The 24,309-nt window shown below is 44.7% G+C and carries 16 protein-coding genes and 1 pseudogene; 11 read left to right on the forward strand and 6 right to left on the reverse strand.

The window, feature by feature from the left end; genetic code table 11:
* Window positions 1-473 precede the first annotated feature (473 nt).
* The 5 genes from AC0VYA_RS09830 (at window position 474) to AC0VYA_RS09850 (ending at window position 14,382) form a co-directional block, all read left to right on the forward strand.
* Window positions 474-3,389 (forward strand): TonB-dependent receptor, encoded by a 2,916-nt coding sequence (locus tag AC0VYA_RS09830; RefSeq protein ID WP_475490887.1) that lies wholly within the window; start codon window positions 474-476, stop codon window positions 3,387-3,389.
* Between the two features lie 178 nt (window positions 3,390-3,567).
* Window positions 3,568-5,064: a tryptophan halogenase family protein gene (locus AC0VYA_RS09835; protein WP_475490888.1), complete on the forward strand. Its 1,497-nt coding sequence runs from the start codon at window positions 3,568-3,570 to the stop codon at window positions 5,062-5,064.
* 520 nt (window positions 5,065-5,584) lie between these two features.
* Window positions 5,585-8,617 carry a TonB-dependent receptor gene (locus tag AC0VYA_RS09840; protein ID WP_475490889.1) on the forward strand — a complete coding sequence of 1,011 codons (3,033 nt, stop codon included), beginning with the start codon at window positions 5,585-5,587 and terminating at the stop codon, window positions 8,615-8,617.
* A 95-nt stretch (window positions 8,618-8,712) separates the two neighbouring features.
* Window positions 8,713-13,065: an alpha-1,6-glucosidase domain-containing protein gene (locus AC0VYA_RS09845; RefSeq protein WP_475490890.1), complete on the forward strand. Its 4,353-nt coding sequence runs from the start codon at window positions 8,713-8,715 to the stop codon at window positions 13,063-13,065.
* A gap of 933 nt (window positions 13,066-13,998) precedes the next feature.
* Window positions 13,999-14,382, forward strand: coding sequence for a DUF6678 family protein (locus tag AC0VYA_RS09850; protein WP_306724973.1), 384 nt, complete (start codon window positions 13,999-14,001; stop codon window positions 14,380-14,382).
* A 104-nt stretch (window positions 14,383-14,486) separates the two neighbouring features.
* Here AC0VYA_RS09850 and AC0VYA_RS09855 read toward each other — a convergent pair whose 3' ends face one another.
* The gene (locus AC0VYA_RS09855; protein ID WP_475490891.1) at window positions 14,487-15,695 is read right to left on the reverse strand and encodes an IS4-like element ISPat1 family transposase; all 1,209 of its coding nucleotides are present in this window, start codon (window positions 15,693-15,695) and stop codon (window positions 14,487-14,489) included.
* A gap of 165 nt (window positions 15,696-15,860) precedes the next feature.
* On the opposite strand from AC0VYA_RS09855, the gene AC0VYA_RS09860 reads away from it, so the two are divergent.
* Window positions 15,861-16,316, forward strand: a complete 456-nt coding sequence (locus AC0VYA_RS09860) for a hypothetical protein (protein WP_473480316.1) — start codon at window positions 15,861-15,863, stop codon at window positions 16,314-16,316.
* A 456-nt stretch (window positions 16,317-16,772) separates the two neighbouring features.
* Here the strand turns inward: AC0VYA_RS09860 and AC0VYA_RS09865 are convergent, their stop codons facing one another.
* The 3 genes and pseudogenes from AC0VYA_RS09865 to AC0VYA_RS09875 form a co-directional block, all read right to left on the reverse strand.
* The gene (locus tag AC0VYA_RS09865; protein ID WP_473480318.1) at window positions 16,773-17,060 is read right to left on the reverse strand and encodes a type II toxin-antitoxin system mRNA interferase toxin, RelE/StbE family; all 288 of its coding nucleotides are present in this window, start codon (window positions 17,058-17,060) and stop codon (window positions 16,773-16,775) included.
* Window positions 17,050-17,298: a type II toxin-antitoxin system Phd/YefM family antitoxin gene (locus AC0VYA_RS09870; RefSeq protein ID WP_473480320.1), complete on the reverse strand. Its 249-nt coding sequence runs from the start codon at window positions 17,296-17,298 to the stop codon at window positions 17,050-17,052. Before AC0VYA_RS09870 ends, AC0VYA_RS09865 begins: the two co-directional genes overlap by 11 nt.
* 302 nt (window positions 17,299-17,600) lie before the next feature.
* Window positions 17,601-17,894, reverse strand: a pseudogene (locus AC0VYA_RS09875) (hypothetical protein); the annotation flags it as partial.
* 265 nt (window positions 17,895-18,159) lie between these two features.
* On the opposite strand from AC0VYA_RS09875, the gene AC0VYA_RS09880 reads away from it, so the two are divergent.
* The gene (locus tag AC0VYA_RS09880; RefSeq protein WP_475490892.1) at window positions 18,160-18,705 is read left to right on the forward strand and encodes a hypothetical protein; all 546 of its coding nucleotides are present in this window, start codon (window positions 18,160-18,162) and stop codon (window positions 18,703-18,705) included.
* A gap of 104 nt (window positions 18,706-18,809) precedes the next feature.
* Here the strand turns inward: AC0VYA_RS09880 and AC0VYA_RS09885 are convergent, their stop codons facing one another.
* Window positions 18,810-19,148, reverse strand: coding sequence for a YggL 50S ribosome-binding family protein (locus AC0VYA_RS09885; protein ID WP_011574767.1), 339 nt, complete (start codon window positions 19,146-19,148; stop codon window positions 18,810-18,812).
* Between the two features lie 358 nt (window positions 19,149-19,506).
* Between AC0VYA_RS09885 and AC0VYA_RS09890 the strand changes: the two genes are divergently transcribed.
* Window positions 19,507-19,665, forward strand: coding sequence for a DUF2986 domain-containing protein (locus AC0VYA_RS09890; RefSeq protein ID WP_011574768.1), 159 nt, complete (start codon window positions 19,507-19,509; stop codon window positions 19,663-19,665).
* Window positions 19,666-19,767: 102 nt separating this feature from the next.
* Window positions 19,768-20,163 carry a DUF3465 domain-containing protein gene (locus AC0VYA_RS09895; protein WP_475490893.1) on the forward strand — a complete coding sequence of 132 codons (396 nt, stop codon included), beginning with the start codon at window positions 19,768-19,770 and terminating at the stop codon, window positions 20,161-20,163.
* Window positions 20,164-20,306: 143 nt separating this feature from the next.
* Here AC0VYA_RS09895 and AC0VYA_RS09900 read toward each other — a convergent pair whose 3' ends face one another.
* On the reverse strand, window positions 20,307-21,578 hold the full coding sequence (locus AC0VYA_RS09900; protein WP_475490894.1) for a flavin monoamine oxidase family protein: 1,272 nt from the start codon (window positions 21,576-21,578) through the stop codon (window positions 20,307-20,309).
* Between the two features lie 525 nt (window positions 21,579-22,103).
* Here AC0VYA_RS09900 and AC0VYA_RS09905 point away from each other — a divergent pair.
* Entirely contained in the window at window positions 22,104-23,003 is a 900-nt protein-coding gene (locus AC0VYA_RS09905) for a helix-turn-helix domain-containing protein (RefSeq protein ID WP_475490895.1), read from the forward strand.
* A 116-nt stretch (window positions 23,004-23,119) separates the two neighbouring features.
* The gene (locus tag AC0VYA_RS09910; RefSeq protein ID WP_475490896.1) at window positions 23,120-24,145 is read left to right on the forward strand and encodes an alpha/beta hydrolase family protein; all 1,026 of its coding nucleotides are present in this window, start codon (window positions 23,120-23,122) and stop codon (window positions 24,143-24,145) included.
* The last annotated feature ends 164 nt before the right edge of the window (window positions 24,146-24,309 follow it).

Here is a 24,309-nt window from a genome sequence, read left to right on the forward strand (position 1 = left end):
AAATATTTGCAATAAATTTTCGTTGGCACTGCTTTCGCTGGCACCGCACTCCTTTACACGAGATTGGGTAAGGCTCTTAAAATGGTGCTGGCTGTTTTGCGTAACGTTGAAGGCGGGAGCTAATTTTTGTTGGCCTATGAACGCATAAAGCTAACATTGAAAATTGTACAAGATTAGATAGCAGAACAAATCTAGTCAGTTTGGATAGTTAACATAAACTTTTCATGCCCTAATAGCTTCTTGATTGTAACGTCAATTAAAACATTAGGTTACGTAGTTTTTGCCGTATCGTATCAAAAGTGTACTGTTAAAATTATGTTGTATATTTTTACTGAATACGTATGCAAGACATTGAGCATTCACCATGTGTAACTGTAATATCGCGGCAACTAGAACAAAGCTGTAACATTTGACTACAAGTTGTTAACCGATACCTAGGTTTCCATTTGAGTCTCGAACCGGGATACACACACATGAAAAATTTTAAACCTAATTTAATCAAGGCCGCGCTAATCACTAGCGGTTTTGCGTTTGGTATAACACCCGCAGCATTTGCTCAAGAAGCAGCTGCAGATGCCCCAGGGGATGACACAGAAGTTATTCAAGTCACGGGTATTCGTGGGTCTCTTATCCGTGCCCAAGCAGTAAAAATGGAAAACACCTCGATTGTTGAAGCCATTTCAGCTGAGGATATTGGTAAATTACCAGACTCGTCTATCGCTGAGTCGTTAGCGCGTTTGCCTGGTATGTCAGGTGAAAGGGTAGGCGGTCGTACTTCAGGTATCTCTGTTCGTGGATTTAAAGAAGACTTTACTGGTACCTCACTTAATGGTCGCGAGTTAATCGGCATTGGTGATAACCGAGGTGTAGAATACGATTTATACCCTTCAGAAATCATGACCGGAGCCACAATTTATAAGACCGCAGAGGCCGGCCTTATGGTGCAAGGCATTGGGGGTACGGTTGATTTACAAACTGTTCGCCCATTACAGGCTCAAGAAACCTTAACCATTAATGGTAACTATGAATTATCGGGCCGAGACTCTGACAACCCCGAGTTTGACAACACCGGCCATCGCTTATCTTTGTCATTTGTTGAAAAGTTTGCCGACGACACCATTGGCTTGGCCGTTGCACTCGCCAGCACAGAATCGCCAAACAACCAGCGTAAATATGGAGTGTGGGGATATAACACTAATGATGAAGGTCAAGTAACGCCATCTGGCCTAGATAGCCAAGCTATCAGCACCGTTCTTGAGCGAGACACTATCTCTGCTGTGTTGCAATTCCAGCCAACAGAAAACCTAGACATAGTGATTGATGCACTTGATATAAGCTACTCAGATTCTGGTGTTATTCGCGGCTTTATTGAACCTTTCTCTGCTGGCAGTATTTCAGGCACAGGTACCGAGACTACAGGTACTCAAGTTGGTGTTAACCCGGTCCTACGAACTGATCCATCTCAGAAGGACGGTGATTTACAGGTATTTGGTTTAAATGTTCAATACCATTTGAATGACAGTTGGTCAGTAGAAGTTGACGTAGCGAATAGTGAGTCTACGAAGCGTGATTTACGCGGAGAGTCATACGCAGGCTTAGCGCGCTCTGGCGCACTAGATTCTTCAGGGTTAGGCACGCGTGATTTTGTGATGAGTCAAGATGGGATCACCTTTACTGACTCTTCTGGTTTAGATGCATTCTCTGATCCAAGTGCTTTGCAACTGACAGGCCCACAAGAGTGGGGTGGTGGTTTAGCTAATTTAGCGGATCAGTTTACTAGCACTGAATTAACCGCCAATGGAGCTCCTTATAGTTACTTGAATGCCCAGGACGGGTTTTTGAATTATGCTGATTTCAGCGAAGAGTTGACCACCTATAAGTTTGAAGTGGTGGGATTGTTGGATGGTGATATCTTTACTCAAGTAACAGCGGGTGTTAATTACAGTGACAGATATAAAGACAAAGAAAATAAAGGTTTCTTTGCTACATCGTCATCATACCCAGCCTCTACTGCTATTCCTCAAGCGTATTTATACAATGGTTTAGCCGATTTAACCTGGGCGGGCATGGGATATGTTGTTGCATATGACGGTTTTGCACCATACAACGATGGCGAATATACCTTAAATGATGCGGGCTTATTAGAGCCGGATCGTTTAGGCGATACCTATGTTGTAGAAGAAGAAGTCACCACTTTGTATGCAAAAGTCGATTTCAATACTGAACTGGGTGATTTTCCTGTTATGGGTAACATCGGTGTTCAGTATGTACAAACAGATCAATCCTCTTCTGGTTTTACAGGTGTGGTTGGGTCAAATTTTGCCGTGTGTGATGCAAATAACGATCAGCAAATAGATGACGACTGCCGAACATCTGTTAGCTCAGACTATAGCCATGTTTTGCCAAGTCTGAACGTCAGTGTAGAAGTGGCAGACAACAAGTTTGTGCGTTTCGCTGCGAATAAGACGATCAGCCGTGCACGAATTGACCAAATGAAGGCCTCTGGTTTTGTGAAGTTCGACCAAAACATCGATTTGTTGTCTATACCGAACACGCAAGCTGCAGTGGACGAATATGGCTCACCTTGGTCTAAATTTGCCGGTAATCCATTGCTGAAACCGTTGGAAGCGAATAATTTTGACTTGTCATTTGAAAACTATTTTGAAGATGAAGGCTATGTTTCAGCCGCGGTCTTCTATAAAGATTTAGTCAATTGGACAAGAGACGGCGACCTAGACATCAATTTCAGAAATGATGTAACTAACGACGGTGCCGATTACTTCATCCCAGGGTTCCACGACCGCGTCGCTGTTGAAGATGGTCTATACGGGCCAGCAAACACGCCTTATTCAGCAGGAGATGTCATTACCCCCCCTGACTTTGGCACCTTTTCCTACTTTGAAGATGGCTTAACGGGTGATGTTAAAGGGCTAGAGCTAACAGCGAACGTGCCATTAAATATGCTTGCTGACGCACTTGAAGGCTTTGGTATTGCTGCTTCAGCTACGTTAATTGATGCGGAGCTAGAGGACGGTACTGCCATTCCAGGGCAATCGGATCGTACTTATTCATTGACCGCTTATTACGCAATGGGTGGCTTTGAGATTCGCCTTGCTGGCACCGACCGTTCTGAATTCAGCACATATCAACGTGGTGGCTCGAACAAGGTTGAAACGGCAACACGTAACGGCGTTACCTTGTTAGATGCACAAATCAGTTACGACTTTGAAGATTCAGACATTGATTATTTGCAAGGTTTACGCGTTTCGTTACAAGGAACGAATTTGACCGACGTCGATGAGGAGACGCTAGACAGCGATGGTATCGTGACAACTCGTCGTCAATTTGGCCCTTCATATATGATGAACTTTAATTATTCGTTTTACTAACCTCTATTGAGTTTATAAGTGCAAGGCCCCTTAGCGACACCGCTAAAGGGCCTTTTTGGTTTTTGCGACGTTCAACAAGGTAAAGAATGTAGGTATGATGTAATTCATGATCAGTGACTTATGTGTGAGTCAAAGATCTTAAGTTACAAATTCCCTGTTTAATTTAGTAAGGCGTAGTATGTCTCAACCATTTAATATTGTTATCCTTGGCGGCGGCTCAGCAGGTTGGATGGCGGCTAATTTATTTGCTCACAAGTGGGCTGACAAGTTGGTAGATAAGTCCTTAACAATAACCTTGGTTGAATCACCAGATATCGGTATTGTCGGGGTTGGTGAGGGTTCAACCCCCACACTGAAACGTTTTTTTAGCATGCTTGGTATTGGGGATAGCGATTGGATGCCTCAGTGCAACGCCACGTACAAAATGAATATCGCCTTTGAGAATTTCAGCCCTGCATCGGGTAACACGCGATACAGCCATCCGTTTATATCGCAAATAGACACCTTCACCCAACGGGCATTTATGGTGAACGCTCGTACTCGTCGCCTTGGGCTTGATACGCACACAAACCCTGGCGATTTTTTATTAAATGGCGTACTCGCTAAGCAGAACAAAGGCCCACACACACCGGCTAATTTTCCGTTTAGTATAGAATACGGTTATCACTTTGATTCCCACTTGTTAGGTGCCTTTCTACAGCAACATGCTATCGGTCTCGGCGTGGATCACGTTCAAGCAAATGTAGAAAGCATCAAGCAACATCCTAATGGTGATATCGCGGCGCTGCACTGTAAAGAAGGCATTGAGATAAGCGGTGATTTGTTTGTAGATTGCAGCGGCTTTTCCAGCGTACTGATGCAAAAGACCTTAGGCGTCAAATTTAACAGTTACAAAGACAATCTATTCAACGACTCTGCGGTTGTGGTGCCAACGCCTATAAGCGAACATATTCCGGTTGAGACGACATCCACGGCCTTATCAGCAGGCTGGTGCTGGAAGATCCCCCTAACGAATCGATTCGGTAACGGTTATGTCTATAGTTCCGATTTTGTCAGTAAACACGACGCTGAACGAGAGTTGAAGAACCATCTGCAACTAAATGAAAATACTGAATGTCGTCATTTATCCATGAAGGTGGGGGCCTTGGAGAAACAATGGCACAACAACTGTCTAGGTATTGGGCTGTCAGCAGGCTTTATCGAGCCCCTTGAAGCAACCGCTTTACACCTTACGCAGATATCCATCGAGCAATTCATATTAGAATTCGAAGAGGGCGACTTTTCTAATCGTTTGCAAGGGCAGTACAACGCCAAAATGCAATTTAGAACGGAGCGCACGCGGGATTATATTGTGGCGCACTACAAGCTCAATACCCGCAACGACAGTGAGTATTGGCGAGCGAACCGCAATAATATGCACCTGTCTGAATCACTGTTGCAGATATTGGACGTTTGGTATAAACGTGGGGATTTAGAAGCAGAGATCACGCGCCAAGACCTTTCTACGCACTTTAACGCCGTATCATGGAATTGCTTGTTAGCAGGGTATGGCGCATTTCCGGCACTGGCCGCAAAACAGCCTGGCACAGGCGATTTGTACAAAGAACAACACATCGAAACGTTCCTACAAGGGTGCGCATTAAACTTCACCAGTCACGCTGGTCAGTTGTTTTAGGTTTTGCTCTCACCGCTTCGGTCTTTCAATCAAAAACAGTCTTTGTTCATGTGCGGTTGACATGGACTGCCAATAACACCCATTGTATTTTAAAGGCTGTTTAAGTTGCCCTTTGGCACATCGACACATCGGCACATCGGCACATCTTCACATCGTCACCATATTTTTGTTTACAAAATATTGTGCTTGTAGCCGTTTTTCGGTCTTATCATTGTTCTTTGCGTTAAATACCCCTCTGTCGCCTTTTGCGAGTAAATAGCATCTAACGTTCGCGATATCATGCCTATCTTACAGGAAGTGTACCGCAGAGGTTTCATTTTCGTTGTGCATCCAAATCTTTGATGTTAATAAGTTGTTGAATACGTATGCAGTGCGTTGTGTTGCTTATTAGCTCGGCGTTAACATCTTTGGCTGGGAACAACAAGGTGTACTTCGTTTCAAAAGTTAACACTTATCTTGCGTTGATAAATGACCAAGAAGGTGTGAAACGGACGTTCGCCATACGTAATGGGACACACGCATGAAAAGATTTACACCGAATTTGGTTACCGCGGCGTTGCTGGCAAGTGGCACTGCGTTTATCGCAAGTTCAGCAGTAGCACAGCAATCGGTAGATGAACCAATCACAGCAGGAACCGTCAGTGAAAATGACGAACAAAAACAAGGCCAGGAACTCGAGCGCATAGAGGTCAGAGGCTTTGCCACCAGTTTGATCCAGTCACTTAACCAAAAACGTTTCAGTGATACAGTATCCGAGCAAATTTCAGCAGATGACTTGGGCGGCTTGCCCGATGTGTCCATGGCAGATGCATTGACTCGATTACCCGGTATTTCAGCCGTAAGAACAGGAGGGCAAGCAGCAGAAATCAACATTCGTGGTATGTCGGGGGATTTTGTATTCTCGACCCTCAACGGCCGGGAGCAAGTGTCTACTAGTGGCTCGCGCTCTATAGAATTTGACCAATATCCTTCAGAGCTAATTTCATCGGCTGCAGTGTATAAATCCCCTAAAGCATCGCTGATTGAAGGCGGTGTGGCCGGTAGTGTGGAGCTGCAAACTGCCAGCCCGTTAAGTAACGATCAGCAACATACTTTTAATGTTAATGCCCGAGGCATGTTTAACGACAGAGCCGGCGAAGTGTCTGATGCAGAAGAGTTTGGCCATCGCCTGAGTGTGTCTTACCAAGGTAAGTATCTAGACGATACCTTAGGGGTAGCCCTTGGCTACGCACGCTTATTTCAGCCAAGTGTGTCAACCCAATTCGTTGGCCTTGCCTACAACGCCACTAAAGATGTGGATAATGATGGTGACGAAGAGTTTCTAGGCGAGGGCTTTGAGTTACAACACAAAGGCGGCGAAGAAACTCGCGACGGTTATATGGGCGCGATTGAGTGGACGCCTGTTGATACCTTTACCCTAAAAGCGGATGCGTTTTTCTCAAAATTTGACTCTGAAGAATTCGCCCGTGGGTTTCGGGTCAAGCTAGGCGGTGCATCTGCTGCCGTAGCCAACCCTGTGCTCAATGGTAACGCTGTAATAGGGGGTACGTTTAATCGCACATCACAAAGCTTTACCCGTGTGGAGTTGGTCAACGATGACAACCAAGACTATGACCAAGTGTCCAGCTATGGCATTAACGCCGATTGGCAAGCGACAGACAACTTAACCTTGGCATTTGATGTGTCACAGTCAGTTGCTAAGAGTGACTTTAGAAATGGTTTGTTATGGGCCCTAGTGGGGGAAGATGCCAATGCTGAGCTACCCGTTTTTGATAACGACATCTCCATTAGTTACCTGTTGCACGGTTTAGATTTACCCGATGTCGGCTTTAGCCAAGCCGAGGCCTTCACTGATTTAGATAGGGTAATGGTCACAAAATACGGTATTTACCCTTACGAAAACGAAGATGAGCTGAACGCTTATCGCTTTGATTTGACCTACGAAATAGACGACAACGCTTTTTTCTCTTCAGTTGAATTTGGTGCGCGTTACTCTGATCGTGAATACAGCAACGACCGTTCAGTATTCGAATATGGCAGCGACTCTAGCTTTTCGGCCAGTCAACCGCCGCTGCGCTTAACGGACGATATGGTGGATGTGGTCGATTGGGAAGGTGACTTTGGTTATTTGCCTAGCTATCTTTCTATCGACTTAAATTCAGCGCTCAATGCGTGGTTCCCCTCTGGCATACCGCAGCCAGTTAAAACGTGGGGGGCAGGTAGCCCAGGGGTGATAAACGGACCGGGCGAGGGGCCTAACACCAGCTGGACCATGCTTGAAAGCGGTAAAGTGTTTGAAAAGGTCACCGCTGCATACATCATGGCAAACATAGATACTGAGCTGTTTGGCTTGCCCGTTACCGGAAACGTGGGTGTGCGTATGGTGGAAACCGAGCAATCATCTACAGTACTGCAAGACGTGTCTGAAGACATCATTGACCCAGATACAGGTGAAGTCATTGATACCCGAGGTAACCCAGCCAACGGTGCTCAATTTATTACGGATGATGCGGGCTTGGTGAATGACTTTTATCGCCCAGCACTGCTGACTGATAAATACCGAGATTACCTACCTTCAATCAACCTGAACTTCAAGCTGACTGACAGTGAACAGCTGCGCTTTGCGGCGGCGAAAGTGCTTGGCCGAGCGCCGATTAATCGTTTGTTTGCCAACGCCACTTTGCGGGTGGAAGACGTACAAGCGTTTCGCGACCAAGACACAGGCGAGATTGTTTTATCTAAACCGACGGCAGTTATCTCTGGCAGTGCCACGAACAGCCCGTATCTTCGCCCGTTCTATGCTGATCAATACGATATCTCTTACGAGAAGTACTTTGAAGATACTGATGGTGCCTTCATCGCGGCGTTATTTTACAAAGACATTAAGTCGTTCATCAATACCTTTAAAGAAGACCCGTTTGATTTCACCGGTAACGGATTCACCATCCCGGCAGACATTACCGTACTGGTGACAGATGAAGAGGGCGAGCCGTTATTTAATGACGATGGTTCACGCTTATCGGTGCAAGTACCCACTGAAAATGGTGGCTATGAAACCGCCGTGAATAACGACAAAGGCGGCTATATCCACGGCGCTGAGTTGTCATATACGCAAATCTATTCATTTCTTCCTGACATGTGGTCGGGCTTGGGCATGAGTGCCAGCTATTCCTACACAGAAAGTGAAATTCAAACCCAAACCACATTAGGCGGTGCATCGGTAGAGCAAACCTTGCCGGGTTTATCTGAAAACGTCGTCGCGGCCACGGTGTTCTGGGAATACGAAGATTTCGAAACTCGATTAAGTGTGCGCTGGCGTGATGCGTTTGTGTCAAAGCAGGTGGCGGTGAATGAACAAGTGGTTAATTTCGATTCAGAAACCGTGATTGATTATCAGGCGTCATACAACATCAACGAGAATCTCGGCATGTTGTTTCAAGTGAATAACCTGACCGACGAGCCAACCAAAAGTTATTTCGGCAGTGAAGCGCAAACGGGGACCATTCAGTACTTTGGTCGCCAGATATTTCTGGGCGTGACGTACTCGCTTTAATTGCTAACGCATTTTCATTTATGCATGACTAAATTCATTGCGCCAGCGTTGCGTGATGATTGTTATTTGATAAAAATTTTATGGAGTATAAACGTATGTTTACTCGCACCAATAGTCTGCCTTTGTTGGCAATTTCAATTAGTTTACTTAGCCTCAATGGCTGTGGTGGTTCAGGCTCCGAGCCCGGCACCACATTATTAACCTGTAGCATTCCTAATGTACCGGACGCGTCTGGCACCAGTTGTGTGGCGCCAGAGCCGATTAGCTGTGCGCCACCCACCGTGCCTGACGCCTTAAACGAGTCTTGCGTGGTAGGGGCTGACCCTACAGCACCTGCGCCTATGGCAAGCCCCGCGATGGATCAAGCCGTATTGTATTTTAACTTAGCCGCTAAAGGCGCTGACAACAGCCAAAATGATGAAACCTACACTGGCTATCGGCTGCATACTTGGAATAACGATACGTGTGACGCCTACGCCGATGCTGACACCGATTGGGCGAATGGCCGCGAACACACAGGCATCGACCCCAATTATGGTGCGTACTGGGTACTTGAATTAAAACCGGATTACGCTGGTACACTGGGTGCGTGCGGTAATTTCATTATTCACGTAGGCACTGATGACGCTGGCAAAGAGCTTGGTGGCGGTGACTTTACAATGCCTTTATCACAAGACGATCCCGAGTTTGCCAGAATGAACTTTACCTTCACTGACGTGGCTTCTATTTTCGAATTCCCGATTGTGTCGTTAGGGCCTCAACCGGTGAAAATTGATGGTGCGGCTGCCCATTGGATAGATGGCAATACGTTACTGTGGGATATAGACCCTACCGCTGTTAGCCAAGTGAAATTACATTATTCAGCCAATGCAGACTTAAGCGTTGACGTGGACACAGGTTTAAGCGGCACGGCAATCGAACTTGAAGAAATCGAACTCACCGACGCGCAAAAAGCCCGCGTACCTCATTTGGCCAATATGCAGGCATTTGCAGGCGACTGGAGCACGGATGAGGCAAAAGAGGTGCTTAAAACCCAAGCGGTGTTGGCCTCGTATGATGCCGAAGGCGTGCTTAATGGCGCGACCCAAATTCAGTTAGCTAACGCCATAGATGCGCTGTACACCCAGGGCGAAAATGATGCTGATGAAGCCCGCTTGGGGGCGGTTTATGCCGACGGGGGGATTCAAGTTAACCTATGGGCACCGACTGCTCAGTCAGTGAGTTTGAAACTGTTTAATGATGCAAAAGCAGAAACGGCCAGCTACCCCATGGCGCTTGATAGCAATAGTGGTATATGGCGCTATGAGGGCGGTGCAGAGCTTGACCGTCAATTGTATCGTTTCGAGGTAACAGCCTATCATCCAGTGACTATGTTGCTCGAAACCATGCTCACAACGGACCCTTATTCGTTAAGCTTATCCACCAATAGCCGCTTCTCGCAGTTTGTAAATTTAAATGACGAAGACCTCAAACCAGAGGGGTGGGAGACCCACGAGATCCCTACCATCTCCAACCCTGAAGATGCCGTGATCTACGAAGGGCATATTCGGGATTTCAGCGTGCGTGATGAAAGCACCAGTGCACAACATCGCGGTAAATATTTGGCGTTCACCGAACAGGGCAGTGTGCCCAATCAGCATTTAGCGAAATTAGTTGAAAACGGTTTGACTCATTTTCATGTGTTGCCAGCAAACGATATGGCAACGGTTGAAGAAGATGAAAGCCAAAGTGTTGACTTGACCAGTACCGTAGCGGATTTATGCCGCCTAAATCGCCAAGCGACCGTGTGCGATGAAGAAAACGCAGACGCGACCCTGCAATCTGTGTTTGATAGTTATGACGCTATCGCTGAGCCACAAAAAGCCCAAGCACTCACCGAGCAAATGCGCGGCGATGATAGGTTTAACTGGGGCTACGATCCTTATCACTTCAATGTGCCAGAAGGGAGCTATGCCACTGACGCGGATGGTGTAACACGCATAAAAGAGATGCGTGCGATGAATCAATCATTACATGAAATGGGCATGCGAGTAGCGCTAGATGTGGTGTACAACCATACCAATGCGTCTGGCTTAAATGGCAAGTCGGTATTGGATAAAGTCGTGCCGGGCTATTATCACAGATATGACACCGTTACCGGTGGCATCGTGCGCGAAACGTGCTGTGACGACACCGAGCCTCGCAATCGCATGATGGAAAAGTTCATGCAAGACTCGTTGGTGATGTGGGCCACGCAGTACAAGTTCGACTCATTCCGTTTTGACATTATGAGTCAAGCCACCAAAGACACCATGCTGCGCTTAGAATCCGCTGTTAAAGCGGTGGATGAAGACAACTATTTCTATGGTGAAGGTTGGATAAAAGAAGACCGAGGCTACGAGCAAGCTACGCAGATTAATATGGCAGGCACACAAATTGGCACCTACAACGACCGCATTCGCGAAGCTGTGCGCCAAGGCCAAATATTCAGTACCGAGCCAAGCGATAGCGCATTAGCCGCCCAAGATAAAGTTAAAATGAGCCTAGCAGGCACGTTAACTGACTATATTTTGGAAGATTACAAAGGCGCAGCGTCAGCCACCAGTAATCTAGGTGGCTACGCAACTGACCCAGCTGACATCATCAACTACGTGTCAAAGCATGATAATGAAACCTTGTGGGATCAATTGCAGTACACCTTACCCAACGATATGACCTTGGCCGAGCGGGTACGGGCGCAGAATATTGCGGCGACCCTTCCTTTGATGTCTCAAGGTATTCCGTTCTTTCAATTAGGCGGTGATTTCTTGCGCTCTAAATCGATGGATCGCAACACCTATGATGCCGGCGATTGGTTTAACTATGTAGATTTCACTATGAACAGTAATAACTGGCTGGTGGGGCTACCGTTAGCTCAAGATAACGAAGGTCGCTGGGCAGAAATGGCTAATTTCATCTACAGCCCTGAGCGCGCCGCCAGCATGACCGAAATCGAGTTTGCATCTAATGTGTTTAATGAGTTGCTTAAAATACGTAGCTCATCAGCGTTATTCCGCTTAACCACAGCTGAAGATATTATCGACCGTATTGGCTTTCATAACATCGGCGCCCGTCAAACCCAAGGTTTGATTGTGATGAGCATTGATGATGGCATAGCGGCTGACAACGCCGGGGAAGGTGAAAACCAAACACAACGAGCTGACATTGACCCAATGGCTGATGCGTTAGTGGTTATCGTAAACAGTAGCAGCGAACAGCAAACCCATGGCGTGCCTACCGCACAAGGCTTTGAGTTACATTCAGTGTTAATGAACTCGGTTGATAGCCAAGTGCGAGGAGCAAGCTTTGCCCAAGGTGAAGGGGATAACGAAGGCAAGGGCATGTTCACTGTACCTGCATTGACCACAGCCGTATTTGTTAAACCACAAATGGGCGCGCAAGATGTGGGCTTATCGGCTTATGCAACATCAGGTGCACCAGATGTTGTCCCGTATGGCAGCACATCTGTGTTCGTGCGCGGTGCGATGAATGGCTGGGGTGAAGTAGATGAAATGGCATATCAAGGCGATGGTGTTTACGTCGCAGCAATATCCATTGAGCCTGGTGATTATGAGTTCAAAGTGGCTTCAGCTGATTGGTCAACCGTGGATTTTGGTGCCAATAACGGCGATGAATCTGTGGTGCTTGGTACTGATAAAACCCTAACCGCTGGCGGCACAAATTTACAGTTATCCCTAAGCCAAGCACGCGTGCTTAAATTTACCTTAGATGCCAGTGATAAATCAGCACCGGTATTAACGGTGGATAACGAAGAGCCGTTTTTTGGGACGACCGTGTTTGTGCGCGGCTCACTCAATGGCTGGGGTGAAGATGACCCGATGGATTATGCGATTGGCGGGCAGTACAGCAGAACCATCGAAGTAACAGCAGGTTCGTACGAGTTTAAAGTGGCTTCTGCAGACTGGTCAACGGTCGACTTCGGCTCAGCAGATGCTGATGTAAATGTGACGGTAGGCCAAAGCAAGGCGCTCGCGCCAGGCGGATCGAACATGACGGTGACCTTCGACTATGATGGTCAATACACCTTTGTATTCGATGCCAGTGATAAAGCCGCACCGACCTTGAGCATATTTGACGCCGAAATGTTTGGTCAAAACACGGTCTTTATTCGCGGTGGGATGAATGGCTGGGGGGAAGTTGATGCGCTGGTATTCAACGCTGACGGTAGCTACACCGTTGATATTGCAATTGACGCCGGCAGTTACGAATTCAAAATTGCCACGGGCGATTGGTCAACGATAGATTTGGGCGGGGTAGGGGATGACACCCAAGTCATTGTTGGCCAGGCTAAGCAATTGACTTACGCCGGTGCTAATTTAATGATTGATATACCCACTACGGCTACTTATCGTTTTAGCGTTGTCGGGCCTGACCCATCAGCGCCAACAGTCTCGGTGACGCAGTTGTAGCTATGTCGTGGTAACTTTACAGCTTTAACTAAGTTGTGTGACCCAAGCAATAAAGCTTTAGCTAAACGAAAATAAGCAAAGCTTTATCAAATCAAAAACGCGATATGCATTATCGCGTTTTTTGTTTTTAGGCAGAGTGATAATTGTTCCGTGGCGTTGGTATTAACAGTATTTATTAGAGCAACGGCAGCAAAGTACGTAAAGCGGAAGTTGGCACTAGAAAAATTGACTGACGTCAATGAGCGATCAGGAGCCCCTCGACTGATTCTAACCTTCTGCATTCAGTAAAATAGCTGACTAAAATATTTTTGATTATTTAGGCGAAAACCCCTGTTTGGATATACAAGTTAAAGAGCTTTCCCATATATTCAGGAAAACGACCCAGTCGCTCGTTTTTGTTCTTATCATTTTATCTAGATCGCCAGTTTTCCTTTATGTAGCAATATGATAGTTAGTTTGGTATTAATAGCTGAAGTATAAAAGTGAGCGATGCGTCGGCAGAAAAACGCGCAAATCGCGCTATATTAAATTGTTCTCTTGGAATTGGGAAGAGGTAAACCTAGATATTATAGTCCATATAGAACATTTTGCTGTATAAATAAACAGTATATTTGGCGCTGTTTTAAGGACAATAAAATCTAGCAAGGAGACTTGACGGGACTATACTGTTCTTCAACCCTTAAGCTTAGTTATGAGGCTGTTGAAATACGCGTTAATTTCCATACAGACCTCTAACTAAGCTTAAGGTAATGAACTCCCTCTCAAGTACCATTTTTACGAATTTCCCAATCTTCGCAGCCAAAACGACTAAGGTCTGTCTGCCAGAGAACAAGTCAATAAATACGATTCCACTTGTTTGTCATTTTCTATTGCAAACAACACAATAAAACCGCCAAACTAGCTACACGTATTATTGAAGCGTTAGGTATACACATGAGTCTTCTACCAATGGCTGATGCAGTGTCCGATGAAAAGGACGTGAAGCAAGCTAAAAGGATTATTGCTGAAAAGCAATTAGTTGGTGCTGCCAACAACACAAAATGGAATGAACTCATCTCGGAAATGCGAGAACTACCCAATCCACCTTGCTACCGAACTAAGGTAGTTAATGACTACATATCAGGTTGGGATAGCGAATGGTATTATCATTTACCGTTCCCACTACTTTGCGTTGAGTGGATTGATATTGAATTAACCGATAATGTCTTATCTATAGTGAGTAGTATTGGATTTGAATTCGAAAAAACTGAATCAACAATCAGGATTTGGGGTTACTTTCCAAAGTGTTACGAGAGCTTTGGTGAAAAGTATACCTAACAAGAATTTCAAGCAGGACAAAATACAGTTGGCTTTTTGTTCACTACGTTCACCTATTTTAGCCAACTATATTTTGCCTCTTAAATGGGCGCTGGGGGATCCCCTCATAGAATTGGTCTTCCTTCTTTGTAAACCCAGGTAATATATTGGGCGATAGCCCATGTCATTTGAGCTGAGTTCATCCTGTAATCTTTTGCCCTTTTCCTGACTTCTCTGCCTAGCCTAATGATAGATAACACGCGCCGATGACGGATGGTGTTAGCTTGAAATGCTCTTTCCCAATTTTGTTTTTGAGCAATGATACCGAGTAACCGTAATAGCCATTCTGCGAGCATCGCTATCAGCAGTAATATGTCGAATCGTTTGGTACAGCGACTGTTGCTGTGGCGCAGTCCCATTCCGTATTGAGGGCTTTTAATATCGCGGAAGGTTTCTTCTATTTGCATCCGTCTTGCGTAAAGAGAAACCAGTTGTTTTGAGTTAAGTTTATCGTTCTCGGGAAGGTTAGTGGCGAGTAGCCAAGGCTCTTTGCTACCGGCACGATAGCTTTGCTGGGCGGTGTGGTTTCGACCTGCCTTTGAAGAGCGGTTGTCCTTTCGATGTTTGGCCTTTGCTTTGTACAAATGCAGGTGTGCATGAAGCGGGCTTTTACGCCCTAATTGCCCACACCCAAGGTATTTGGCCCGAGAATTTGCACTGGGATAAAACGACTTATTACTTTGCCATGATGCTTGCCCATCCCGCTTAAATCCCACATCACCGCGCACTCGGCCTAGCCAGAACCATCCATGCTTTTCGACTTCACGAAACCAAGGGTTACGATAGCCTGCATCGGTCACAATCAACGGGCAACAACCCGACGGCAGGATACTCGCCAACTCCCGTAAAAACGGATTATGACTAACAGGTGAATTGTATTCACCGAATGAAAATACGCGCTCATAAAGCGTGACAGAGCGCCCCTGAACACTGACCGATGCACGTAAGGTTAAATGCCTGAGCTGCTCACGCACATCAGACCAATCCACAAGAACAACCGGCATGGGGTTAGCACCGCAAAGTAGCTTTGCGTGCCAACGGTAGATGTCGAGCCGTTCATTATGTAGGTTGTTATTACCAAGCAGCCTGTCGATGCGTTTAATGTTGTGTTTCGGGGCCACTGATCCTGAGATATTTCGTCCCAATTCGGTCAACGACAGTTGCTGACCATCTAGCAAAGATTGGGTGGCAACCATCAAAGAGGAAAGACGTTTGGCATGTAGATTAGGGCATTGCTTTTTAAGCAAATCGTGTAAGATATGAATATCACGCATGGTGTTGTTATCTGGTTGGTTTTTGGCGAAATTTATTAGATCAAATGGCGCTATGCGTGTCTATATTATTGTTTCTGCTCATAATTATGAGGGGATTCATTAGAACGAGGCGTTAGCTTTAAAAATGAGGTAAGAATGAAATTTTCAAGAATACTAGGTATTTTCTTGTGTATGGCATCAATCAATGCGTACGCAGACAAAGAGATAGACAAGCTTACGTTACCTATTATGGATTCGATCCACGAGGGAGAGGTAAGTAATATATTTTCAATGGCATTTCCTGAAGGAAGTCCAAGCAGAAGATACTTCTCCGACTCAGATATAGCCCAGTACGACAATCAATTTGAAAATAGTTTCAAAGCCTTGGGGAAATCTAGTGGGTACTTTGAGTATCTCCACTCTGATATTCCAGATGTATTGGTGTTGAAATACTATGTGGTCAAATTCGACGTTGAGCCCGCTATTGTGAAGCTCGTCCTATACAAGCAAGACAAAGATTGGCGCATTAATTCAATACAAGTTGATGATGAGTTGGATGATTACCTTGAAGAGTCGGCCAAATATAGACTTGGAGCATTAGGTCTTCCCGATGTTCGCGAAGAAATTAAAGCTAACAAGTAAAGCCAGCCTCGCTCCTTCGAGGCTGGACTCGCTGCGCTCGCCGCTGCTTTAGGCGTTAGGGTTACTCGGGTATGCTGCTCCAGATAGGGATTATCATTTGTGCTTTAGTTGTAGGATTTATTGAGTCTTATTTTTACATGGGCTTCGCTGCACGATTAGCTAGAGATAAAAAGGAAATCGGTATTGCAAATTTTCGTTTAACTGAAGCACACGAGGCATTCACAAAAGGAAATAGTTACACTAAGCACATTCTTGAAAATGAGCGGTCAAAGTTTAAATGGTGTCGTCGGTTACGTATCTCACTTTTTATTGTCTTTGTGACATCAATATTCTTTGTAAGCAATTAACTAAGTGTAACCCTAACAAACTGTTTAAAGTGGACAAAATTACGTTGGCTTGGTTTCGCTCCGCTTCACATTTTAGCCAACATAATTTTGCCAATTAACAGGGCGTTCTCTAGCTTGTGCGTTTCATTGCAACTTTGTAGACTTTTCCTTTGTCGCGCTTTCCTACTGAAATCACAGTGACGGTAATGATAGAGTCATTTACTTCGTAAACTAGGCGATAACCAGCTTGTCTCAATTTAATTTTATAAAGTTCATTGGCACCTGATAATTTAGCACTTTGGATATGTGGTTTTTCTAAAACTTCACCTAGTTTCTTTTTAAACTGCTGCTGTACGGTTGAACCAAGCTTCTTCCATTCCTTCAGGGCTGTTTTTTTAAATTCTAACTCATAGGTCATTTATACTAACCTTTATGCTCTCTTCACTTTTTCTAGATTCAGCAATACTCAATAGCTCAAGATCTTCCATGTGATCCATCATAAATTCATAAGTATCTGCTGGTATGCAATAAAAAGCAGGCTCATTTCTATTTAAAACAGCAATTGCTTCACCGTCTGCGCTCATAGCAACTTTCATTGGGTTAGCTTTTAATTCACTAATGCTTGCTGCGGCTTCAGTTAATATTCTAGTAGTCATACGCTTCTCAGTACTTTAAAGTGGTCTTTATTTAGGTCTTAGTATAACCCTCGAAACATAACAAGGCAATTAAACGGACAAAAGATACTTACATAGACACCCATCTTTAGAATCGTATTAAAAAGCACACCTGCTCAGAGTGGGGAAATCCCCCTCAATGAGCGTCAAAGTACTTTTGGGTTTAGTGATTAAGAATTTTTCTGGAATATTGCGCCTATAGGAAGGAAACTGCGCGCAAGGTCAATTTTCGGGCAAGGGAGTAGGCTACAGGGTATGCATGATATGTAGTGTTCGAAATTGATTTAGGCGCGCCTTAACAACTCTCTCGCTTTGGTCATTCCTCGCAGCCGTTGATGGTGGGTATGGCGCTTAAACGCATTCATCATTTGCTCCGCACCGGCTGCGTAGCAGAAGTGTTTTTCAAACTCGGTCGTTAATGTTAGCCATTGAGCAGCATCTAAGCCTAATCTTTGTAGGATAGGGCTATGAGTGTTTTCGATATGACCGGCCTTATCATCACGAATGCATCGGCCTGTCGTGTCTATCAATTCACAATAGTCTTTGAGTGAGTAAGCGATACCTTTGGGCATTTCTTCAAAGGTCATTCCTCGTGATATCTGTATTTCATGTCGAAAGCTTCGCTCTTTCTCTGTCTTTATCGCGATGTAACCCATTATTGATGGGGCGTAAGCTTTAAACAACGTCTCAATGTAGGCGCGTGTTCAGCTACTTGTCAGGAGAGTGGTTGTAGCGCTGATATTGGCTCTCATGTTGGCGCTGAATGTGCTACTGCTTCAAGCGAACGTAGTTTATGTGTAAACACGTTAGGCGTGAATACATTGGCCGAAGGAGTACAGAACCATGATAGTGACGAGTTTCGAGTACGAAAAATGGCAAAACGAATATGCTGCAAGAGCAAATGATGTGGATAAAGCAACTCGCGGTGATAATGCCAATCAGCAAACGGCTTCCGGCAGTGGGCAAGCATTTGCCGCTGAATTGACAGTTCAACAATCACATCAGCAATCACATCAGCGAGATAGCATCACCGAATCTAATCACGTAAATGCCCCACAGCAAGGCGAACCAACGTTAGGCGATGAAGCCTTTGAGTACCTGTTAGCGAACAGACTAGGAGTAGATAAACGTACCCTCGATGAGCTCAAGGCTGAGCTTGAAGCGTTAGCGTCAGAGCGCGACAACCTGATAGAAAAAGAATCACTGAACGAAGCGCAACAACAAAGGCTTGAAGTGATAAATGAGCGTATTGATGCGTTAACACAGCTCATGCAAGACTTGGTGGAGCAAGCAAGTGAACGAACCGCCGAGCATGAAGCACAACAGGCGTTGTTGCCAGGCTTTGCACAAAGCAATCAAAATGAGACTAAGCGATCATTTGGGATATGATGATATGTGTCGCGGGAAATAGAAGAACATTGCGTTGCTGTGCATATAAAACACACGAGCAACGCTCGGTCATCTTTATGAGATGCCGTTGTTCAATATCGTTGTTAGATACCGTAAATTGCGTCAACCAATGGGCCAACTTTTACATCACTAGCGATGTTTTGGCCGTTTAAAAACGCTTCGATGGCGGTTTTGTCTTCTTCGGTAGCATTCCCGTAACGATCAGCAGAGGTAACGAACCCTTCCAATGTTTCGCTTTCATCATTCAGCGTAATGTAAAGGTTTTGCGCAATAACAACATCAGCAAATGTGTTGAAGAACGCTTCGTATTCGTCTTCTGATACTTCAGCCAAATTACAGCTAAATTCAAAGCCAAGAATGGCCCATTCGTCTAAATGAAGTTTCTTACGAATACGTCTGTTTCTCGTTGTTTTCTCTGTCATGGTATACCTGTAAAATATGTGCGAAATAAATGGCGCTAACATTTGCTCACGCATGTAAAACGTGAAGGCTAAACGTTGGTTACGCCGTTAACGCGCGCATACTAACAGCTTTTGCGCCGCTTTATTGAAACTAACAAAAAAATATAGAAAGAAAACTAGGCAATCAATCACATAAAGAAAAACGACAGTAACGAAAGAATCGTAACAGCCCATACCTGATCGGGTATAATACATTCACTTGGCGCTTTTCACGTGTCAATTGCCCCCTTTAGCTTGATGTTTGACGACATCATTTTGGCCGTTAAACAGAAAATCGTAATCAATAGACATAACACTTAGACATATAGAAAAATGAAACATGAATAGAAAGAAAAAGCTCACTCAAATCCACAAAAAACGTGTGAAGGCCGTTGCCGCCAAAAACAGTGGTAAAAAGAAATCAGGCTATGTGTCTAAGGCCGAGCGCGCAAAACTCGAAGCCGCTGCACAAGCCGAAGAGCAGGAGCAAACCGAATAACGGCTTTTACAAGCTTGTATGTTACACCATCCAATATTCAGTTCATTCAACTGCTCGCTTTGAGCCAGTTAATGGGGGTTTACCAAAACAAGGAACGTTTATATGCACAGCACTATCCTGGCATTATGCCTTTCAATCTTACTCTTGTTTACAGCCAATGCTGTGCAAGCAGTTACCGCAGAACAAGCGTTCGTCAGTCAAAAAAGTGATGTGCAAGTCAAGAGCATGGGGACTGTGACCAGAGTTTTAAGAGACGATAATAAGGGGTCACGTCATCAAAAATTCATTTTAAAGCTGGTCTCAGGGCAAACCATCTTGATAGCCCATAACATCGACCTAGCGCCGCGAATTGTTGGTATCGCCAAAGGCGATACAGTACAGTTTTATGGTGAATATGAATGGAGCAGTAAGGGCGGCGTAGTGCACTGGACTCACCACGACCCTCAGAATCGTCACGTACCGGGTTGGTTAAAACACAAAGGCAGAGTTTACCAGTGAACAATTTGCTAGGCTTTTGCTTCTAAAAGGGCATCAAAGCAAGGCTCCGATAGATAGCTTTACAATACCGCTTAGACACCCAGACTCGAAAACTGCTTTATATAGCAAAGGTACAAAACGAAAAATCCATTGCGCTAGCAGAGCTAATCAAAGGAATTACCTAGTGCTTGGTTAATCCCTGAAACTGCTTTGTCGGCTGCGTATAACGCGCCCTCTAAATAGCCCGCATCCTGTTGGGCAAACTCGCTACCAGCGAGATGCAATTTAAGCGTTTTTAGTTCGTCTTCTAATCCTCGATGATTGAAATCTGGGTGTTTCGATGGCTCATTAATGTCTGGCTCCGTAGCGCAAAACGGATCAACCGCCCAATCTTTCACGTAGCAATCAGTAGCGCTATACGCGTCATCACCATAAAAAAACGCGAGTTGATCGAGGCAGGCTTGTTTTAACTGATTTTCAGTCAGCTGATTTCGCTGCGATACGGGAATACCAATAAATCCGAATATTCCGAAACTGTTATTTTCACTGGCGCTGGCATCGTGCATTTCAACCATAGGGCCAACTTGGCTAAATGCTTGGCCAGAAAGGCCTTTGTCACGCCAAAACGGCTGAGGGTAGGTGGCCACAAATTTAGCCTGTGCACTCATCCATGTTTGCACCGTGCTTAAGCGTTGGTTTAGTAGAGGCGAGCCCCACACGTTTGACGCCAAATCACGCTGTATAATACGCGGAGGTAACGCGAGCACTAGATGCTCTGCACTGTAATCAAAACGTTGAAGTGCTTGAGATGGATGTTCGCTAGCTTGGATTTTGATAGATGTATGCGCTAGAGTGCTATCTTTGGGTACTTGGTTCGTGCCAGCAACGTGACCTGATACAGTCCAAAGTCCGTTTTCTTCGTCCCGCATTATATTGCTAACACAGTGCTCTAGTTTGATTTTGTCCTGAGAATTTACCCGAACTGTTTTATCTTTCGAGCTCTTCGGGTCAATGCTCGCATGTAGTTTTTGGATCAACTGAGTCATACCGCCTTCAACTCGAAACAACTGCATCGCTCCCGCACCGCTAATTTGTCTGGCCTTCGTTGTATTCGGTGCTTGATAAAGCACGTCACCCGCGGTGTATTGTTCAAACAACTTAACATCCAACTTTGCGGCTAGGGACTGCATTTTTTGCTGATGAGGGAAAATCCACGTCGGGCCCATATCGTGACTATTTTCAAGTTTATCGGCAACGTGAGCAGTAAACTCAGCGAGTTTGCGCGTAGCATATGCCGCCGGTACAGAGCTGATGCGCCCACCGAGTAGGCTTTTAGCTTCAAGTAAAACATAGGGAATGTGCAAAGCCTCAAGCCTTGCCGCAGAATATAAACCCGCTAAACCGCCGCCAATAATAATAACTTTTGTTTGTTTCACACGCGAACCTCTGATACTTGAATATCGTTACTATAGCAGTCTTTGTATGGTGTATCTATCGGTAGGTAGTTTTTGATTTTTGTAATGTTCCACTTGATACAAAGCACACTTTTATTAGCGATATAGTGATAGTGTTTTTGCGATTTTAATAGCCTGTTGAGCTGACGCTTTTTGTAAGGATTTAGATGCTGGAATGAAGCGGAATTCTTACCAACGTGAATTATCACAGCAGAAAAATTTAAACTTTTACAACGAATCAATGAGGATACTAAACGTTCTAAATACACCCATACTCAAAATGCGACCATATAGAGTTTCACGCATGATGAATACAATGAGACGACAAGTTTCAACTTAGATCATTTACATCGGTGTTTATGAAAGATACGTGTAAAAATACTTGAATTCATGAGTTTGCTAGCAGGCAAAGCGCTCATAGGGCTGCCATATACAAAGTGTTTTGAGTTCAGGCAAGCAATACGAAAGATGATAAAATAGTACATCGTGGACGTTGGATAGAAACTTATGGTAAATAACCCAAAGAATAATAATACAAAAATCATTAGTCAGGTTGGGCAGTATATTTATGACCATAGCGACCAGACTATCAGCTTGGCAGATTTGGCCCAGTATACAGGCTTTTCAAAGTACCATTTCAACCGAATATTTTTTGCGGCAACGGGTTACCAGTTAGGTGAGTTTATTCAGCGACACAAACTGGAAAAAGCGTTGCACATAATCAAACAGGGAAACCACAATATTATTGATGTCGCTCTTAGCGTTGGTTATGAATCTCCTTCATCTTTCTCTAGGGCATTTAAGAGAAATTTTTCTATTACGCCGAGTGATGTCGTTCAGGGAAATCTTCCGATCAATGCTCGCGCTGGCAGCTTAATACCTAAAAAGCGACTCACTGGGAACAAAATAGAACCTGTTTGGAAAACGTTACCTGAGAAGACGGTTTACGGTTTCTACGGCAAAGGTTTTACTGGGCAGTCTTTCTCGACGATCGCTACAACATTATACGGTCGATTAGCCGCTATTGCCGAGCCATTAAATTATGCCGAGTTGCAGCCTATTGGAGTGTCGGTTGATAACCCGTGGGCGGGTGAACAAACGCAAAGCCGTTTTTTTGCTGGCTTTGTAGAAGGTCTTTCCCATTGCCAAGAAAAACTGGACGTTTTTGAATGGCAGGCTGGTCTATGGGCCTGTTTCACGCATATCGGCCCACATGATTGTATGTGGCAAACTATTTCTCAAATTTACGCACAGTGGGTGCTACCTAATAGTATCAAGCTAAAAGACCAGCAAATTGTGCAGTGCTATCTTAACAACCCTTTGAAAACCAAGCCTGAAGTACTCAAAACAGCGTTATATTTTGCGGTAGAAGATTTAGCAATCGAGGACATGGCGATGAAAGAATAAAGCCAACGTTCTACCTAAAATGGCGTATCTTGTACAAAACGCACTTTCTGCACAGCTCGGTCTCAACAGCGGATGTATCTTGGCGCAATAGAATACTAAAGGGAAATACACCAAGAATGATGAAACTTAGAATAACGAAGCTTTGCTTTACCGCAATTACCTTGCTTGCTCTTTTTAATAGTGGTCACGTTTTATCGGAGACTTCAATTGAACTAAAGACCGCAGAAGTCGACTTTATAAACGAGAAAGTCAATAGACCCACTAAAATCAAGTTTTGGTATCAAGGTGGTGCAAAACAGTGTGAGGCAACAATTTGCTTATCACCAAAGCAAAACCCTCAGCGGGTTGCAGTTATCTCCCATGGTGCCTTTGGCTCTCCTCGTGAAATGAACTGGCTTGGCTATGCTTTAGCCTCCCAAGGGTGGCTTGTTGCTGGGGTAGCGCATTTCGGCGAGTCTTGGGTTTACGGGCCTGAGAACATAGATCCGAGTTCAGCCATGCGATTCTGGCAACGCCCGCAAGACGTGAGCTTTGCAATCGATAGTTTATCTCAAAAGGGACTATTTGATGCTTTTATAAAAACAGATAAAGTCATTATGTTTGGCCATTCTTCAGGCGGGTTTACGTCATTAGCATTGGCTGGTGCTCATCTCAAAGCAGGCAAGTCGGAAGCCTATTGTGGATCAGAAATCGCTAGAGAAGATAAAGGCTGTAATTATGCTCAGCAGACTGAGCGTAAACCCGTTAGTAGAGAAATGTTAAATGAAATTGGCTTGCTACAAAAGCAGATGTTAGATAAGCGTGTTGCAGGTGTTATTGCGTTAGATCCGGCCATGGGGCACGCGGCTAGTGAGCAAAGCCTACATAACATAAAGGTGCCTACCTTGATAATAGGTTCTGTTGAAAATGACTTTTTGCCTTATGCGATACATTCAAAATATTATGCAGAGCATATTGAAGATGCAAATTTAATCGGCCTTGAACAGGGGGCAGGTCATTTTGTGTACCTTGATCAATGTGACTATGACAGGAAAGTAAAAGGGGTTCCTTTGTGTGAAGACCTAGACGGGGTTGATCGCAAGGCAATACATAAAAAAATACTGAAGCACGTATTCGGTTTTATCTATAGAAATGGTTTCTAGCTAGAAATCCGTTATCTTGTTTTGCTCCAATAAATAACAAAGGTACTTGTAATAAATAAACTGGGACCAGAAGTTTTAAATCAAGTCATTTCATGTACTTATAAGAAGTCTATTATCACTACCATGGGTGTCTTGATAAAAGGGCCTATGAGCAAGTATACGTA

This window comes from Paraglaciecola sp. QJM3NY_14 (genome assembly GCF_056173245.1).